Source organism: Trichocoleus desertorum AS-A10, assembly GCF_039962155.1.
Lineage (GTDB): Bacteria > Cyanobacteriota > Cyanobacteriia > FACHB-46 > FACHB-46 > Trichocoleus.
In genome coordinates this window covers 1-15,672 of record NZ_JAMPKN010000021.1, presented here as the reverse complement: position 1 = coordinate 15,672, position 15,672 = coordinate 1, and the positions used below count along the sequence as shown (strand labels likewise).

The 15,672-nt window shown below is 49.4% G+C and carries 15 protein-coding genes; all 15 read left to right on the top strand.

Going from position 1 to position 15,672, the window contains the following annotated elements; translation table 11 throughout:
• Position 1 precedes the first annotated feature (1 nt).
• Positions 2-310 carry a hypothetical protein gene (locus tag NDA01_RS21595; RefSeq protein ID WP_348229570.1) on the top strand — a complete coding sequence of 103 codons (309 nt, stop codon included), beginning with the start codon at positions 2-4 and terminating at the stop codon, positions 308-310.
• The gene (locus tag NDA01_RS21590) at positions 303-635 is read left to right on the top strand and encodes a hypothetical protein (protein ID WP_348229569.1); all 333 of its coding nucleotides are present in this window, start codon (positions 303-305) and stop codon (positions 633-635) included. Before NDA01_RS21595 ends, NDA01_RS21590 begins: the two co-directional genes overlap by 8 nt.
• Entirely contained in the window at positions 632-925 is a 294-nt protein-coding gene (locus tag NDA01_RS21585; protein ID WP_348229568.1) for a hypothetical protein, read from the top strand. Before NDA01_RS21590 ends, NDA01_RS21585 begins: the two co-directional genes overlap by 4 nt.
• The gene (locus NDA01_RS21580; protein WP_348229567.1) at positions 925-1,230 is read left to right on the top strand and encodes a hypothetical protein; all 306 of its coding nucleotides are present in this window, start codon (positions 925-927) and stop codon (positions 1,228-1,230) included. Before NDA01_RS21585 ends, NDA01_RS21580 begins: the two co-directional genes overlap by 1 nt.
• Positions 1,218-2,009, top strand: a complete 792-nt coding sequence (locus tag NDA01_RS21575) for a hypothetical protein (RefSeq protein ID WP_348229566.1) — start codon at positions 1,218-1,220, stop codon at positions 2,007-2,009. The genes NDA01_RS21580 and NDA01_RS21575 overlap by 13 nt, the downstream gene beginning before the upstream one ends.
• A complete protein-coding gene (locus tag NDA01_RS21570) occupies positions 2,006-3,061 on the top strand; it encodes a hypothetical protein (protein WP_348229565.1) in 1,056 nt (351 codons plus the stop codon). Before NDA01_RS21575 ends, NDA01_RS21570 begins: the two co-directional genes overlap by 4 nt.
• Before the next feature lie 135 nt (positions 3,062-3,196).
• Positions 3,197-6,883 (top strand): hypothetical protein, encoded by a 3,687-nt coding sequence (locus tag NDA01_RS21565; protein WP_348229564.1) that lies wholly within the window; start codon positions 3,197-3,199, stop codon positions 6,881-6,883.
• A gap of 294 nt (positions 6,884-7,177) precedes the next feature.
• The gene (locus NDA01_RS21560; protein ID WP_348229563.1) at positions 7,178-10,708 is read left to right on the top strand and encodes a tetratricopeptide repeat protein; all 3,531 of its coding nucleotides are present in this window, start codon (positions 7,178-7,180) and stop codon (positions 10,706-10,708) included.
• 473 nt (positions 10,709-11,181) lie between these two features.
• A complete protein-coding gene (locus NDA01_RS21555) occupies positions 11,182-11,790 on the top strand; it encodes a hypothetical protein (protein WP_348229562.1) in 609 nt (202 codons plus the stop codon).
• 763 nt (positions 11,791-12,553) lie between these two features.
• Positions 12,554-13,312 (top strand): hypothetical protein, encoded by a 759-nt coding sequence (locus tag NDA01_RS21550; RefSeq protein WP_348229561.1) that lies wholly within the window; start codon positions 12,554-12,556, stop codon positions 13,310-13,312.
• 179 nt (positions 13,313-13,491) lie between these two features.
• Positions 13,492-13,977 (top strand): hypothetical protein, encoded by a 486-nt coding sequence (locus tag NDA01_RS21545; protein ID WP_348229560.1) that lies wholly within the window; start codon positions 13,492-13,494, stop codon positions 13,975-13,977.
• 2 nt (positions 13,978-13,979) lie between these two features.
• The gene (locus NDA01_RS21540; protein WP_348229559.1) at positions 13,980-14,153 is read left to right on the top strand and encodes a hypothetical protein; all 174 of its coding nucleotides are present in this window, start codon (positions 13,980-13,982) and stop codon (positions 14,151-14,153) included.
• 293 nt (positions 14,154-14,446) lie between these two features.
• Complete coding sequence (locus NDA01_RS21535) at positions 14,447-14,779, top strand: hypothetical protein (protein ID WP_199295633.1); 333 nt, start codon at positions 14,447-14,449, stop codon at positions 14,777-14,779.
• Entirely contained in the window at positions 14,776-15,204 is a 429-nt protein-coding gene (locus NDA01_RS21530) for a hypothetical protein (RefSeq protein WP_348229558.1), read from the top strand. The genes NDA01_RS21535 and NDA01_RS21530 overlap by 4 nt, the downstream gene beginning before the upstream one ends.
• A 102-nt stretch (positions 15,205-15,306) precedes the next feature.
• Entirely contained in the window at positions 15,307-15,564 is a 258-nt protein-coding gene (locus NDA01_RS21525) for an antibiotic biosynthesis monooxygenase (RefSeq protein WP_348229557.1), read from the top strand.
• Positions 15,565-15,672 lie beyond the last annotated feature (108 nt).

The window sequence follows — 15,672 nt, the reverse complement described above, 5'->3', positions numbered from 1 at the left end:
CGTGCAACTCAAACTCACTCGCGTCGGGGGTTGGGTCAACCCCTTCTGTTGCCCGATCTGCGATCAGCGTTACCCGCTGCAACCGTTTAGCATCATCGCCACTCTCTACAGTGACTCTGGCGTGAGCTGGGGTGAAGTCTGCTCTCGCTGCTACAGCCTCAGCGCTGAACAGATTCGCCACAAGCTGATTCACAAAGCTCAGCTCGAAACCCGCATTGCTCAACAAACTGCCCAACTCGCCCAAGAGCCAGTTCACAAACCCAGCCTCGAACAAGAGTTCCAGCTATACCGGGAGCACAGCCATGACTAACGATGCCATCGAGTTTCTTTACCGGGGCTGGCTCATCCAAGTCACCTTTGACGAAGACGGTTGGAGCGCCAAGGCCAAGCACCCGAGAGGCAAGAACTTCGCCACCATCAAAAGCTCCTTTGCCTTCGCCGCTGATGCCATTCACGCTGCGGTGAACTACGTCACTTGGACCAACCCCAGCTCTACCATGCAGCACCTACTGCAAGAGCTCAGAGACAGCAATCAACTCAACCCAGACGAATACAAGCATCTCTACGTGTCCTTCGAGACTGGGATGCAGCGCTTATTCCCCCTCCGACCCAAGCAGCAGGAGCATGAGTCATGAGCACCGCTTTTATTCACCTCTATGGTCTCGTCTACAAAGCGCACTACCTCTGCCCTGTCACGGCTCCCAGTGGCTTCACCTTTCAACTGCTCACGGCTGAGGGCGAGTTCATGAGCAACGACACTACCTACCCTTCGCCTCAAGCTGCGGTCGAGGCAGGCAAGCAGTTTTTAGATCGCTGGCTGTTCCGCTCCATCTTCCACTCGATGTGTGACGAGCTGTACGAGCAAGGCCAGATGAACTACGCCGAATATGCAGGCTGGAGTCAAGTCATCCGGGAGGCCGTCTGATGCACCAACTTCACCAAAACCAGAAGCTAAAATCTCGCCTGCTCCTACTCCCCTCAGACTTGCCCCTGCCCAAGTATCAGTTTGGGCAACAGGTACAGTGGGGAAAGCAAGACCCAAACTACGGCATCATTCGCGGCTTGCAGTACTTCACCCCTCGCATGTCTGAGGCGATGTCCAACAGCCTCGACTGGGTGGGCTGGTCCTACCTGGTCGAGGTAGACCCCAGCAGCCCGACGAGTAGCGGCATCGAAGACGTAAAGGAAGCAGACCTAGCACTGCGGGAGGTGAGTCCATGCACAGCCTAACCCTCCCCCCTGATTGGACTTTCCCTAAGTTCAGCTTCAATCAGCAAGTCAGGCTCAAGCGCAACGATGAGATCGGCGTGATTGTGGGCCTGCAATACGAGCGCAGTGGCCCTGCTGCGGGCTGGCACTACGAACTAGAGTTCCAGCCTGATAGCCCAACTTGGGAGCCAGACTCGATTGAATGTGCCCATGAGTCAGACCTAGAAACCCTTGAAACGGCAAGCTGTGCTTGTGAGTTCGTGCCTAGCCATTTGCCTTTATCGCGTGAGGCTCGGATTCAAGCTGTGCTCTCTGGCATCTGCCACACCCTGCACCAACCGCTAGAACCCGTCGAGTATTGCCAGCGCTGGGTGTTCCATCCTCTGCACCTCCAGAACTACAAGCAAGCGTGCGATCAAGCCTTGGCCCATGCTTGCGGCGTGCTGCCGACCGATGTGCAGCTCTGGGGCAAAGAATGGCGTAAGCGTCCGGGCTACGTCCCTTATTTATTGCGCCTAGCGGATACCGTCAAACGCTCTCAAACTCTAGGAGTCTGTGCTTCTAAACCTAGGAGCCAGACTCCAGAGCTGAGCCTCCCCATACCTAGGGGCATCCCTAGCCCCCGCTTCCACTTCTGGCAGCAAGTCCGCATCAACGACGAGTGGAACGAACACGGCACCGTGATTGGCATGGAGTATCAGAACGGCTGGTGGTACGCCATCGAACTCGACCAATCCACCCCACATAAATTCATTGAACCCGTGCGTCACAGCTTCGAGACGGAGGTGCAGCCACGATGAGCACCGCTACCCCTAACCTGACTTACCTCAAGCTCTGTAAAGAGTACGTGCAGATTACCCAGCGCAACTACTGCGCGGCTAAAATCCTCGCCATCATCGAAGGTTGGCAGGCATGGAAAGCCAAGCACAAGCTCGATGATTGGGTACGCCTCACTCTAGAGCAAATCCGAGAGCATCTGTTTGAGGAGTACAGCATCGAGACCATCCGCCAAGCCCTCGCCAAGCTGACAAACAAACTACAGCTCCTCAAACGGCGCAACAACCCCAAAGCGAAGTACGATCGCGCCTACCAATACCAACTCAACCGAGAGGCCATTGAACAAGCCTTAGCCCAGAAACAGGCTAAAACCCTTGCTCCGTCTCATTTCACAAATCTAGGAGATGATGCCTCGGATTCTGGGAGTTCAACTCCAAGTTCAGAGGTCATCAACTCCCAAACGAGTGGTGATCATATAGAAATAGATTCCACTCTAGACACCTCAATAGACACCACAACAACGGAGCCACCCACCCGCCCTGTTGTTGTGGGTTTAGAGAAATCTGAAGATGCCAAGCCAGCAAGCGCTCCCCTGCCTGTTAAGTCTCAGCCCGTTCTAGAAGCATTTGGGTCACAAGTGGAACAGGTTGCAGAGGGCGCTGATTCCGCCGCCGCTCAAACTGCAATTTTTGAAAAAATTGAACAAGCGGGATTTCCGCTCACTTCGCCTTTGAAGGCTGAAGTTTTAGCCGCTCCATTGAACGTGGTGAGCGATGCTCTGGCAGCGGCTGTTGAGTATCGAGACAGGCATGAAGTGAGGAATCCGATCGGCCTACTTCGAGATGCGATTAGTCAATGCTGGAAACTGGGAGCCAGTGAACACCCCAAAGCAGCCAAAGCCGCAGAGCCAGGCTTCAAAGAATGGTTTGACTTGGCTCATAAGCTGAGGTTGGTGACTGCCAGTCAATTGATTGAAGGAGAGCAATACATCCTGACTAATGATGACGAGTGGGAGCCTTGGGGTTTCTTAGCGGCCGCATTCCCGATCGCCCGACTCAGGCAGATGTTGGGCTAAACGTATTGCAAAAATCGATTTTAACTCCGCCTAAAAAGCTTAATTGCTATGGCTCAAAGCTATGGTCTAGCTGATGCTACTTGGATAAGTTGTGTGGAAGTTTAATTTCCTAGAGGTTAATGTAGAGCCATCATAGTGGGTGAATTGATGTGGAAGGTAGATACTTGCAACATTCTTAAATTAAAACTCCAATCCAGTGGCAGGCGCTTCACTCAGTTTGTAGATGCCTTAGTGAGGGCCGAAGCTTACAAACAAGGCATACCTTTGTCAAAAATAAGCACCAATCATCGCACAACCATTGCTGATAAAGGCGTTGATGCTGCAGTTCATAGCGCTATTGCTTCTAGTCTAACTGGCTGGATGAACATGCCTACATGCTGGCAGTACAAAGCTACTGACTATAGCAGTGTTAGTAAAGCGGACTTGTGTAAAGAAGTAAGAAAGCCTTACTCCGCAGAACTTATCAAAAAAGGATATGGCTATCGATTATGTATCTGTGATGATCTTCCACCAGTTACAAAACAGAAATGGGAAGAAATTCTTGATAGCGAAGTCAAACGGTTAAATGCTTCAGCACCTAAGTCAAAGGTAATTGCAGCATCAGATCTAGCTGAATGGGTTGGTTGGAGCCCAGGAATAGTTATTGAATTCTTTAAGCCTGGATTGATGCGGCTACTCCATCTTGAGGCGTGGAGACCAAATATTACAGTGTCAACGCCTATCTTTGTTGAGATCCAAGCCTGGGCTGCAGTTCAACAAAGTATTCTTGAACACATTGATTTTAATCAGTCTTGTATTGAAGTAACTCTTCCAATCCAGGGCGAGGCTGGAGTCGGAAAAACAAGGCTTGTCTATGAAACCTTAGCGAGTGTAGAAGGCGCTAAGCATCTAGTTTTATATGCAATCGATGCTCAAGTGCTAGAAGTTGCTCATGCCCTAGCGAATGATTTTTCAGCTAGAGCAATTTTAGTAGCTGATGAGTGCTTATTGAAAACGAGACATCAACTTATAAACCTTCTTTCAGGGCATAGTGATAGGATTCGTGTTATATGCCTGGACAACTCCGGGAGAGCCACGTCAACGGCTGCAGCAGAGATTTGGCTTAAAAACATACCTGAAGATGATGTTGATAGCATCCTAAAGAGCAACTTCCCTCTGGTTCCAGCAGACCGACGGCGTGGATACGTGGAGCTATCGCGCGGATTTGTAAGATTCGCAGCAGAGCTTTGTAAGAGGGATGCATCAACAGGTAGGAGCAGTTTTAGGGAAGCTTTGATAAGTATCGAAGACTACTTCCATAACTGTCTAAATAATGAGGATAAGCTTCTGGAAAAAGTAGAAGCCATATCACTCTTTCGAAAGGTAGGTTTTCGTGATGACGTAGGAGAAGAACTCGACTGCCTTTGTAAGACTTTAAACTTAGATACAGCTGAAGTCATTCAAACCTTAAACAAGTTAAAGGATGCGCCTGGCTTTGTGGCTTTTGCGGGTCGTTATCTCTACATTACCCCAGCTATTATTGCTCGGGTATCCTTTAGCGGCGCGTGGCAAAGATGGGCGGCATATGATCCATCTTCCTTCTTGTCAAAAATTCCAGACTCACTCTTAGAGTCATTCCTCGAAAGTGTGTCTATTAGTGCTTCGGAAGAGGTGCGCTATGTTGTCGGAGATTTTTTTCGGTCGTGGGCTACCACCATCAAGCCTATTGATTTAGCCGACACCTTCAAGGTTGAAAGACTCGTGGTGTTAGTAGACACCGATCCAAAGAGCTATCTCCCACTTTTGCGGCAGCTAATTGATCAAGCTTCTAAAGATGAGCTTTTGGAGATGCCCGGTGGATTGCGAGGGGGATCACGTCGTTCATTAGTATGGCTTGCAGAGCGAATGGCTGCATTTCCTGACTTCTTGCCACATGCAGAGCACATTCTCTGGAAACTAGCATTAGCTGAATCAGAGATCAGCATAGCTAATAACGCTACAAATGTTTGGCAACAGCTGTTCAGTATTTTTCTTTCTGGAACGGCAACACCATTTACTCAACGCCTCACTTTATTGAGGTTCAGATTATTTACAGATGATGAAGAGCAGGTCACGCTTGCTCTTAACAGTTTGAACCATATCTTTAAAGAACGAGGCTCTCGTATAGTACGTTCGTATATAGTATCTGGCCAACTTCCCCCATCCGAATGGATGCCTAAAGATCAGCAGGAACTTAAACAATGTATAGATTTAGGAATGGAAGTTTTATCAGAAGCCGCAAAAAGTAGAAATTTCCGCCTTCGAGATGGAGCACTGGAATGCATAATCAGGCATTTACGTATGCTCTTGACTAATGGGTATTTTGAGCAAATAAAAATAATCTTTTCCCGAGACAATGTGTCAGAGGGTTTGAAGTTTCAACTAATCGAGAATTTAGAAAGATTGGCGCATTTCAATTATGCTGCCCATCTAGAAGTACAGGAGTGGTTACAAAGTCTTAGCCCAACTGATTTTCATGGAAGGCTCATCAACATCGTAGGAAAATCTCCTTGGCACTATTCATTCAAAAATGATCAAGAGCGTTGGCATGCAGAATTAGCAAATCTAGCCAAACAGCTTTGTGAGCAGCAAGAACTTTTAAAGTCCGAGATGCAGTGGCTTTGCTCAAGTCAAGCAAGTAGTGCAGCTGTTCTAGGAGAAGCGATCGGCTTACAAGATTCTGAGGGATCTTGTCTGAACACCATAATGAACGCAGTAGCTGGTACAGAGTTTACTGGTTTAGCGCGAGGCTATGTATGGAGTGTTCTCAAGAATCATCCTCAGCACATTGATGCGATAAATCACTGGATTGATCAGCTTGAGAATCAAGCACCTACTAGTGCTCTCGAATTGTTTACAGCAGGTGGTATAGATACAAAGGCATTAGAGAGGGCCTTGAGGTTAATTGATGCTGGAATCTTATCGCTAAATTATTTAGGTAAATTTATACTTGGTCTAACTCAACGACCCCTTTTTCTGGAAGAGTTTCATGAGATTCTCAAAAGACTTGTTAGTTCCATAAAGCAGGAACCAACAGAATCAGTCATTAAGACAGCTATAGAGCTAGTAGCTTATCGCTTACAAAGCGAGCAACGAGAAAGCCAGCTATCGCTCATTCAGGCTGATGCTGCTATCCGAACCCTAATATGGGAGCTTTTAGAGGAAACTGCAAGGAATACTTGTGGAGAAGATTACCACTGGGATCAAATTTTGAGAGACATGGCAAGAATTGATATAGATGAGGCGATAGAAATCGCTAGTCTTGCTCTTGTCTCTGAGGATTCCCAACAAAAGATGACAGCTGAAAAAATTCTTGTTGACTTGGCTGAGGCTCGTTCGGAGCAAGTGATGCAAAAGGTAGGAGAAGTTATCCTCAATGAGGAGTATAGTTGGCAGTTCTACATAGAAGAGTTTCGATTCCTTATACGATCGCTCCCTTTTGAGGCTATGCAAAAGTGGTTGCGCGAAGTTGGTGTTGTTGGAGCACAGAGGATTGCCAGAAGCTTGCCAATTCCTTATTTAGATGAAGTTGGAAATCCTGTAGTTCCAGCGTTCACAGAGTTTGTGCTATCAGAGTTTGAAGAAGATGATAGTACATTTCGATATTTCTGCTCTGGATCACATAGCCTTCAAGTCTACTCTGGTGATATAGCTTCTCAAAAAGAAAAAGAGGCTGAAATAGCTAAGAAGTTTATCAATCACCCTCTTAGGAGAGTCCGAGAATGGGCGCAGTATGAAATATCTAGTTCACGACAAGATGCCAAATTCTGGCGTCAACTTGATGAAGAGCGAAGAATAGACTAGCGCCTAAAAGTTTTTAGTTGCGATCGCCCCTGCTAGTTGTCCGAACTTTGGACATTTTCTCTGAGCCCCTGTACTACCTATCAACACAGTCTAAATAATCGGAAAGTTTCTGAATATCAAAGGCACTAGCGATCGCCCAATTAACTCATCCTGGCTTCAAGCACTGCTGGGAATCTTGAAAGCTGTGTGAATTTATTTGGCTGGTTCTACTGAGGAGCGGGGTGGCCAAGACTAGAATCGTGGGACTTCAAGCGTCTACGGCTCAGATCTACTCGATTCTCAGGAACCGCCATCATGCTGCCTCTCCTTCCCCGTCCCCAGTATCAGACCCGACTTGAGCAGGCGATCGCGGCTCTCGGCTATAAAGCGCAGAACACTTTAGTCTTCTATGGTCCTTCTGGGATTGGCAAGACAGGACTGCGGAAGGTTCTAGCTAGGTCTTTGCAGCCACCCAATCTACCCGTTGTCCTCAATGGCTCTGGGCTCAAAGAGCACAGTACACCTGGTTTAGAGCAAGGCGTTCGGTTGCTGAGAAATGCTTTAGGGCGTCAGGGAGTAGACCTGCGCTGCTTTGACCTTGCCTATGCCTACTACTGGGCGTTGGCGAATCCGCATATTGCCTTTGACCCCACTGATTTTTCTGACCGGATGGATGAGGCAGACACCATCAGCACTGCGGGGGATCTGCTGGGAGCCTTGGTAGCAGACTTACAGAAAAGCCTGCCTTGGGTCGGGACTGCCTCCAAGCTGATCTGGTTCTTAATCAAATTCTCAGAGCCTGTCTGGCACTGGTACAAGGAAAGCGGCTGCGACCTCAAGAAGCTCGATGAGTGTGGTGACCCCTATGAGGTGCTAGAACTGCTGCCCTCTTACTTCACCGAGAGTCTCAAGCAATACCTGCGCGAGCACAAGCAAAATGTGGTCATCCTGGTAGACGGTTATGACGACTTGCTCGACGAGTCCGGACATTGTGCTTGGCTAGAGCAATTGATGGCAGAGCCCAACCCTTATGTTTTGTGGGTCTTCTTTTCAGAGCGTCCCCTTAGTTTTGTGCCCGCTGAGAAGCAAATTCCCCTCCTGCCCTTGAGTGAGGCAGAGAGCTGGAACTGGCTGCAAAGGGCTGGCATTGAGGACCGATCGCTCTGTGAGACTATTATCCAGTCGGCTCAAGGTCTGCCGCTCCAGTTAAGTGCCGCTGTGAAGGCTTGGAGCACGATCAAAACTCGAAGACTGCCGCAAGCTGCCGACTTTGCTCAGAACTTGCAGGAGCTGTTCTTCAAGTTGGATGCTGCTTGGGAGCCAGACGAGCGCCGGATGCTGCAAATCCTCTCGGTTCCTCGCACCTGGGATCAGCAGGTGTTTGAGCACTTGATGTCAGTCTTTCAGCTCGATCTCTGGCGCGATCGCTGGAGTGAAGTGGTGGCATCACCTTATATCGAATTAGTTGCAGCGCAAAAATGGCAATTGAATCCAGGGATGCGGCAATCCCTGCAAGAGAGCCAACCTGTTGCCGAGCGCAGCCAGATTCACCAAGAGCTATATCAGTACTACCAGGCAGAATATGCCGATGCAGGCAATCAGCTCAGCTCTCTAGAAGCAGCTCTCTATCATGGCCTAGAAGCCATCCAGCCGAAGCAAGCGATGAGCTGGTTCTTAGAGCAAGTGCCGCAGCAACAACAGGGAGGGCATCAAGCGTTGATCTTCATGCTGCAATGCTTGATTGGAGCAGGCAAACCGGATCAACCGAGCCAACCGATTGCAGTTGCGTTGACTCTATTGGGGCGATCGCAGATGCAGCTGGGACAGTGGGAGAGTGCCCTCAAAGCGTTAGAGCAGGCCAAAGCCCAGTGGAGCGCTTTGCAACTGGAGAACAGTGCAGAGGCCGCAACAGTGGAGTTAACTCTGGCTCAAGTGTATCTTCGTCTAGGGCAGACGTTTGATGCGAACAATGCGTGTTTGCGATCGCGTCAAATGTACACAGTTCTATTCGGAGCTAACTCTCCTGAAGTGGCAGAGGTATTGAACCGTCAGGCTGAAGTGGCAGCCAGACAGGGCAACTATTCAGAAGCGGTGACACTCAGTGGACAAGCTCTGCAAATTTTGCAAGCTCACCCAGGCACTCAACCCCTACAGCTAGCAGGCTGGAAGAAGACAGCAGCGTTGTTCAGGGTCTACAACAACCAGCGAGATGAAGCAGCACGTCTCTGTACTGAAGCGATGCAACTCGCTCAAGCAGTGGGAGGAAGCGAGCATCCTTTAGCCATCCTCAGTCAAGCCCTGTTGGGGTACATTTACGAGCGTATGGGGGCTCATAAGTACCCAACTGCCTTGGCTCAATACGAACAAGCGCTGGATGCGGCAGAAATCGTCTTCGGTCCGGCTCATGGCGAAACTTTAATCTTGCTGGAGTCTCTGTCTCGTCTATGTAGAAAGATGGGACAAATAGAAGCGGCAAACGAGTTTGCGGAGCGTCACAATGCAAACATCGGGCTGAGTAATTTTGAGGCAACGGCTGCAACGGCCCAGAGAGCGGCCATGTTAGGCTATGTATTCTACGAGCAGGGATATTACGGCAGAGCAGAGCCCCTGCTGACTGAAGCCCTGAGCATCTATTGCAAAGTTTTAGGCAATGAGCATCCCAATACAGTTATCAGTCTTAACAATCTGGCTGCCTTGTACGATGCTCAAGGGCGTTACGAGGCAGCCGAGCTCCTCTACTCTGAAGCCCTGAGCATCCGTCGCAAGGTCTTAGGCAATGAGCATCCAGATACAGCGACCAGTCTCAACAATCTGGCTACCTTGTACTCAGCTCAGGGGCGTTATGAGGCAGCCGAGCCCCTGCTGAATGAATCTCTGAGCATCCGTCGCAAGGTCTTAGGCAATGAGCATCCAGATACAGCTCTCACTCTCAACAATCTGGCCCTCTTGTACAAAGCTCAGGGGCGTTATGAGGCAGCCGAGCCCCTGCTGAATGAATCTCTGAGCATCCGTCGCAAGGTCTTAGGCAATGACCATCCAGATACAGCGACCAGTCTCAGCAATCTGGCTACCTTGTACGATGCTCAGGGGCGTTATGAGGCAGCCGAGCCCCTCTATTCTGAAGCCCTGAGCATCTATCGCAGAACCTTAGGCAATGAGCATCCTTATACAGCGACCAGTCTCAACAATCTAGCCCTCTTGTACAAAGCTCAGGGGCGTTATGAGGCAGCCGAGCCCCTGCTGAATGAATCTCTGAGCATCCGTCGCAAGGTCTTAGGCAATGAGCATCCAGATACAGCGACCAGTCTCAACAATCTAGCCCTCTTGTACGATGCTCAGGGGCGCTATGAGGCAGCCGAGCCCCTCTACTCTGAAGCCCTGAGCATCTGTCGTAGAACCTTAGGCAATGAGCATCCTTATATAGCTGCCAGTCTCAACAATCTGGCTAACTTGTACCAAGCTCAAGGATGTTACGAAGCAGCCGAGCCCCTACTGAATGAATCTCTGAGCATCCGTCGCAAGGTCTTAGGCAATGAGCATCCAGATACAGCTCTCACTCTCAACAATCTGGCTGCCTTGTACGATGCTCAGGGGCGTTATGAGGCAGCCGAGCCCCTCTACTCTGAAGCCCTGAGCATCTGTCGTAGAACCTTAGGCAATGAGCATCCTTATATAGCTGCCAGTCTCAACAATCTGGCTAACTTGTACCAAGCTCAAGGATGTTACGAAGCAGCCGAGCTCCTGCTGACTGAAGGATTGAGCATCCGTTGTAAAGCCCTAGGAGATGAACATCCAGATACTAAAGTCGTAGAACGTCATCTAGAAGACCTGTCGGAGGATCAATAGCTGACTGTGAGTCAGAGTCACCCCGATTTCCCCAAAATGGAAAACGCGATCGCCTCTCTATTCCTTCACCATCCCCACTAGCCCACCCCAAATTTTGAATTGGCCCCTTTTGACCCAAACCCCACCTACACGGGATCGAAGCCCCAAAAGCCCAATTCAAACCAATTCAAAAATCCGATCGCCTGCTGTACCAACCGTCCCAGCACCTAGCTCACTCCCAAAAACCATCCCAATCAGCAGCAACAACGGTACTTCAAGGAATCTACATGGGGCACGATTGGGCACCTTAGAGGTAAGGCGATCGCACTGCTGAGGGGGCTGAATCAGTGGCGCGATCGCCCCCTCTTCACTTCACTAGAGCGATCGCCCCCTCTACTTCACCCGAGCGATCGCTGCACGCATAATCTTGAAACCTTTGCCTCAACTGGGCTAATGGGAAGAGTAGCAATCAATGCTTACGACCCACGAATCCAGTGAACAAAGTCACCTACGATCGCCGAACCGGACAATTTCACGGGGGCGATCGCCGTTTTATTGCCCGTGCCGAAGTCTTGCGGCTGGTTGATGCCGAGGCAGCACGGCTAGAAACTCGGTTGAGTGGTCATGCGCGATTGCTGACCCAAGACAAAATTGGTGTGACTGAGTTTCAGTTGAGGATGGCTGAGGATGTCAAACTCTCTCATTTGAGGATGGCGGCATTTGGTGCAGGTGGAGAGAAGCAACTGAATGCCCGTCACTTTGGCACCGCTGGGCAAGAGTTGAAGCGGCAATATAAGTACTTGCAAGGGTTTGGAGACGCGATCGGCCAAGGTGAGCTGAGTGAGAAGCAGATCCTTGCCCGTGCTAAGTCCTATGGGGTGAGTGCTAGAACTGCCTTCTTTAAGTCGGAGAAGCTGACCCGTGAGAGCTACGGTGCGAGGGAGGCAAAGCGCAGCCTAGACAGCCAAGCTCGACATTGTTCATCTTGCCTGGGTCACTCAACCAGGGGCTTATGGCTGCCTATCGGTCAGGTTGTTGCGCCGGGGGTTGATTGCGAGTGCAACAGCCGCTGCCGCTGTCGGATTGTGTTTAGGGATGCTTAGAAGGGGCGATCGCGCACATTAATCTGGTGGATGGATTGATTCAATTCCTTGAAGTGATTTGCCATGTAGAGCTTGAACAGTTTGCCAGTTTAAGTGATTAAATAGCCCGTCGGTCACGATGCCCTCATGATTTAAATAAAGCAACTAGTCCTTTTTTCTGCTGCTTGAAGACTTGAATAGCAGCGAGCAGAGAACCGATAACGTTAGCGCTTGCCAGAATGCAATCTCTGGTAGCCCGAATATTGGAGAGATAACTGCATTCCAAAGCAACCACGCAGAAATCCCATACAGCAGCCCAATGAAGGCTAACCCACCTACCCCAATGATGCCGATCGCTGCAATCTTTAATGCTCTTTTCATCTTAATCACCCTTCCTCAATTCCGTCCTACATCTGCGAGAGGGCAGTCTTTCACCATCCTTGGCTTGAAACGGAGTCCCAGCACCCTAACACAATAAAATGATTTGAATCGCCCTTAAGGACTTATTCCGCAAGACTTTGAGCCCTATCAAGCAACACATTTGAATCACTGGCGATCGCTCAATACTTCCGTCAGGATTCGAACCTGAATGGCAACGACCTCGTTTCCTATCTGTGGCCCCAGATGTCAAGGAGTCGAACCCAAAGGCAACATTACTGCGGGTATAACCCAGCCCGCCCCAGAAGCAATTCTATTCTAGGCGCGATCGCCCATAATCCCATCCCGTAGGAACCATACGCCCGACGAACTTAACACCGGGCTATGCCTGGCCCTATGGGAAACTATGACGACTCTCCAGCAACTGAAGCAACTGATCGAAGCAAGCTCTGATGCCGAACTGAAAAGCCAAGCACTAACCCTCATCACCACCGCTGAAACCGAAGTAACTGGCCTGGGTGAAGAGAAGGTTGCATTACTCCGTAAGCGCGATGAACTACTGGGCAAGCTGAACAAATTCAAGAAGTTCGAGGCACACGCCGACGTTGACATCGATGAGCTGCTGCAAATCAAGGGGCGCTACGAAAGCCTTGATTCTGAGAGCAAGTCTAAATACCAAGAACTTTACGACAAGGACAAGACTGCTTTCGATAAGCGATTGGAGCAAATCGAGAAAGAGCGGGCTCAAGAGAAACTCGATCGCGAGAATGAGCAGAAAACTCTTGCTGCTGAGAAACTGAAGACTACAACCATCCTTGAGCTTTCAAAGCCCGAATATAACGTGTTCGACCCTGAGCAGTTGTTCATGCTGGTTGGTTCCCAAATCCGCTTGAGCGAGGCTGGCAAGCTGGTCTCTGGGGACGAATATAAAGAAGTAGCGATCGCCGACTTCCTAGGTGGACTGAAAGACCAGCCGAGATATCAGAACCAGTTCAAGGCCAATGGTGCCAATGGTTCTGGCTCAGTTCCCTCTCAAGGTTCCGGTGGTTCTGGCACAGTAAACCCCTGGAAGAAGGAGAGCTTCAACCTGACTGCACAAGGCCGCATGATGCGCGAGAACCCAACGCTAGCCGCATCCATGAAAGCAGCAGCGAGGGTTAAGTAGATGAGAGTGATAGGACTGATGTTGCTGGGACTGATAACAGCTTGGGTAGGGTCAGCATGCGCTTTCATTTGGTTTTTGGCGCATGCTCAATGGCAGTCAGCGATCGCGGCATTCCTCATCGCTGCGCTACTGAACTGGGTAGGTAGTCAAGTATTGGAGGCGGTGAAATAGTTATGGGCATGGATGCAAGCAAATGTCGGGAGATTGTGGATGCCAACATCCTCAAAATGATGCGTCAGCTCGGTGTGCAGGCCTGGAGGGTTTCAGTTTTGTATGAGCCTGCTGGCAATAATTCGAACTGGGTTGCGTCATGCTTGACCAACCTGCCCTATCAGCGGGCCACAATTCGAATTGACCCACACATGGCTGAGAGTGAGGAGGATGTTCTTGACTCATTGCGCCATGAATTAATCCATGTGCTTCTGGCACCTCTCGACGCCTACCGGGATTTAGTTACCAGCAATATTGAAGCTGAAAGTTCAATGGACGCAGCTGAAAGTCGAGCTTGGACTATGGCGATCGAAACTTGCGTGCTGGCAGTAGAACGAATCTTTGATTGGGGTCTAGACTTGAAGCCAGGTCAATCAATGCCAGTCGCAGTAGAGCCGGCGGCTGAGGAGAAGCCAGTTAAAGAGAAGCGATCGCGGAAAGCTAGGAGTAAGTAGTTATGGATAAGACCACAATCGCTCTTGCTGCCCAAGCAATGGGTACAACCGAAGTCAAGCTAAATGAGCACTTGAAGGCTGGGCAGGTCATGAGTGAACAGTTTCTTCCTAAATTTGGGAAGCAATTGCAGTCTGAGTTCGGCGAAAGACTAGGAGAAGCGATCGCGGAAGCCTAAAACAAATAGCCAGCTACACACAGCCACAGAGCAGGGTTTCGGCCCTGCTTTTTTCCGTCAGTTTGACCGATTGAGAATTTCCGATCACAACCATAGAGTCGGCCTCTCGTCCTAAGTGATGTCTCAATTGATATTGCAGTTTATCCTGAATCTCAATCCTTGCTGCTTTACACCATTTACAAATACTTCCTTACCTACATAAATACTGGGATTGCTATCAAACTTGTTGGAGTTAAAGAGAGCGTAGAAGACTGGAACGATCGCTACATGATCCATTGCAGGGTAAAAGCATTGTGAATCAATCAACGCAGAATTGCCAAATTCGATTTTTTTATGACTGGGGCTGTGATTCACCGTTTTGGTGCGGTAATGATGTGGCACGGAATAAATTTGACGTAGGTCCGATTGAACCTGAAGAATTAGGACTCAACGCTGACATCTCTGAACAATTGCGATCGCTCGGTAGATGGCATGATACAGCCTTGGACTGGAGCGATCCCCTTGGCCCTACCCCGTGGCAACCGGAAGAAAGCGATCGCTTTCAAACTGCGGTGAAAGAGCTATTAGCAAGAGTTCGTTCGGAGCTGAGTCAGGAATACGAAATTATCTGGGAAGGAGATTTATGACGAATGCGATCGCACTGTCTCTGGAATGGCTGCTACGCTGCTTTGGAGTCTTCTGGGTACTCGGTGGCGCTTTAACGATGCAAAAGGCGCGACAAGCCCATTTTCTGGATACTGCCCTGGAAGCCATTACGCAGGAAAAAGAGGATCGCTTAGTAAGTCGCTTTATTTTCATTGGGGGGATTTTGACCCTACTCAGCGGTGTGGGATTGGCATTTGCAAGCCGTTGGGCACTCATCCCCTTAGGACTGCTAACAGGCTCTCAGGTGCTCTACTTTGCTATCCAAAACCGACGCTTCACCCAGGCCAAGACAGAGGAGGATCAGGAAGAAGCTCGGATTGCACCGACCACTCGCAACGCTTTTAAGCTCACTGTCGTTGTAGTGATCGTTGCTTTGGTAGCGGAAAGATCCGGGATATTACGATGAGCCCCAGATTACTCCTATTTACAAACACTTTCTGAGTCCAATCAGCTAACGCAGGCCGAAGCATTTATTCAGTCAATCAAAATACTAGAAGTTAGAAAAAACATGCAATATGTGTTGATTATTCATGAAGTTGAAGACTATGAGTCATGGAAGAAGATTTTCGATGATGCCTCCGATATCAGAAGGGAAGCTGGAGAGAGAGCGTATCAGGTCTTGAAGTATGAAAGTAATCCTAACAAAGTGGTGCATTTCTCATCCTGGACATCAATAGAGGATGCCAAGCGATTTTTTGAATCTCCTGAACTTGTGAAAATAAGAGCTGACGCTGGAGTAAAGTCTCCTGACTTCATATATTGGTAGTGCTCAAGATGTAATGATAGAAGAGTAAAGTTCATTTTCGAATGCTCTTTGTTTGCTCATGCCTGCTTGTCCCCTCTGTGCCTCCTCCCGAACGGTCAAAAACGGTCA

Excerpts from the sequence above, each read along its gene's own strand:
- NDA01_RS21590 (WP_348229569.1), top strand. The coding sequence starts at position 303 with ATGACTAACGATGCCATCGAGTTTCTTTACCGGGGCTGGCTCATCCAA.
- NDA01_RS21585 (WP_348229568.1), top strand. The coding sequence starts at position 632 with ATGAGCACCGCTTTTATTCACCTCTATGGTCTCGTCTACAAAGCGCAC.
- NDA01_RS21580 (WP_348229567.1), top strand. The coding sequence starts at position 925 with ATGCACCAACTTCACCAAAACCAGAAGCTAAAATCTCGCCTGCTCCTA.
- NDA01_RS21575 (WP_348229566.1), top strand. The coding sequence starts at position 1,218 with ATGCACAGCCTAACCCTCCCCCCTGATTGGACTTTCCCTAAGTTCAGC.
- NDA01_RS21570 (WP_348229565.1), top strand. The coding sequence starts at position 2,006 with ATGAGCACCGCTACCCCTAACCTGACTTACCTCAAGCTCTGTAAAGAG.
- NDA01_RS21560 (WP_348229563.1), top strand. The coding sequence starts at position 7,178 with ATGCTGCCTCTCCTTCCCCGTCCCCAGTATCAGACCCGACTTGAGCAG.
- NDA01_RS21550 (WP_348229561.1), top strand. The coding sequence starts at position 12,554 with ATGACGACTCTCCAGCAACTGAAGCAACTGATCGAAGCAAGCTCTGAT.
- NDA01_RS21545 (WP_348229560.1), top strand. The coding sequence starts at position 13,492 with ATGGATGCAAGCAAATGTCGGGAGATTGTGGATGCCAACATCCTCAAA.
- NDA01_RS21540 (WP_348229559.1), top strand. The coding sequence starts at position 13,980 with ATGGATAAGACCACAATCGCTCTTGCTGCCCAAGCAATGGGTACAACC.
- NDA01_RS21530 (WP_348229558.1), top strand. The coding sequence starts at position 14,776 with ATGACGAATGCGATCGCACTGTCTCTGGAATGGCTGCTACGCTGCTTT.
- NDA01_RS21525 (WP_348229557.1), top strand. The coding sequence starts at position 15,307 with ATGCAATATGTGTTGATTATTCATGAAGTTGAAGACTATGAGTCATGG.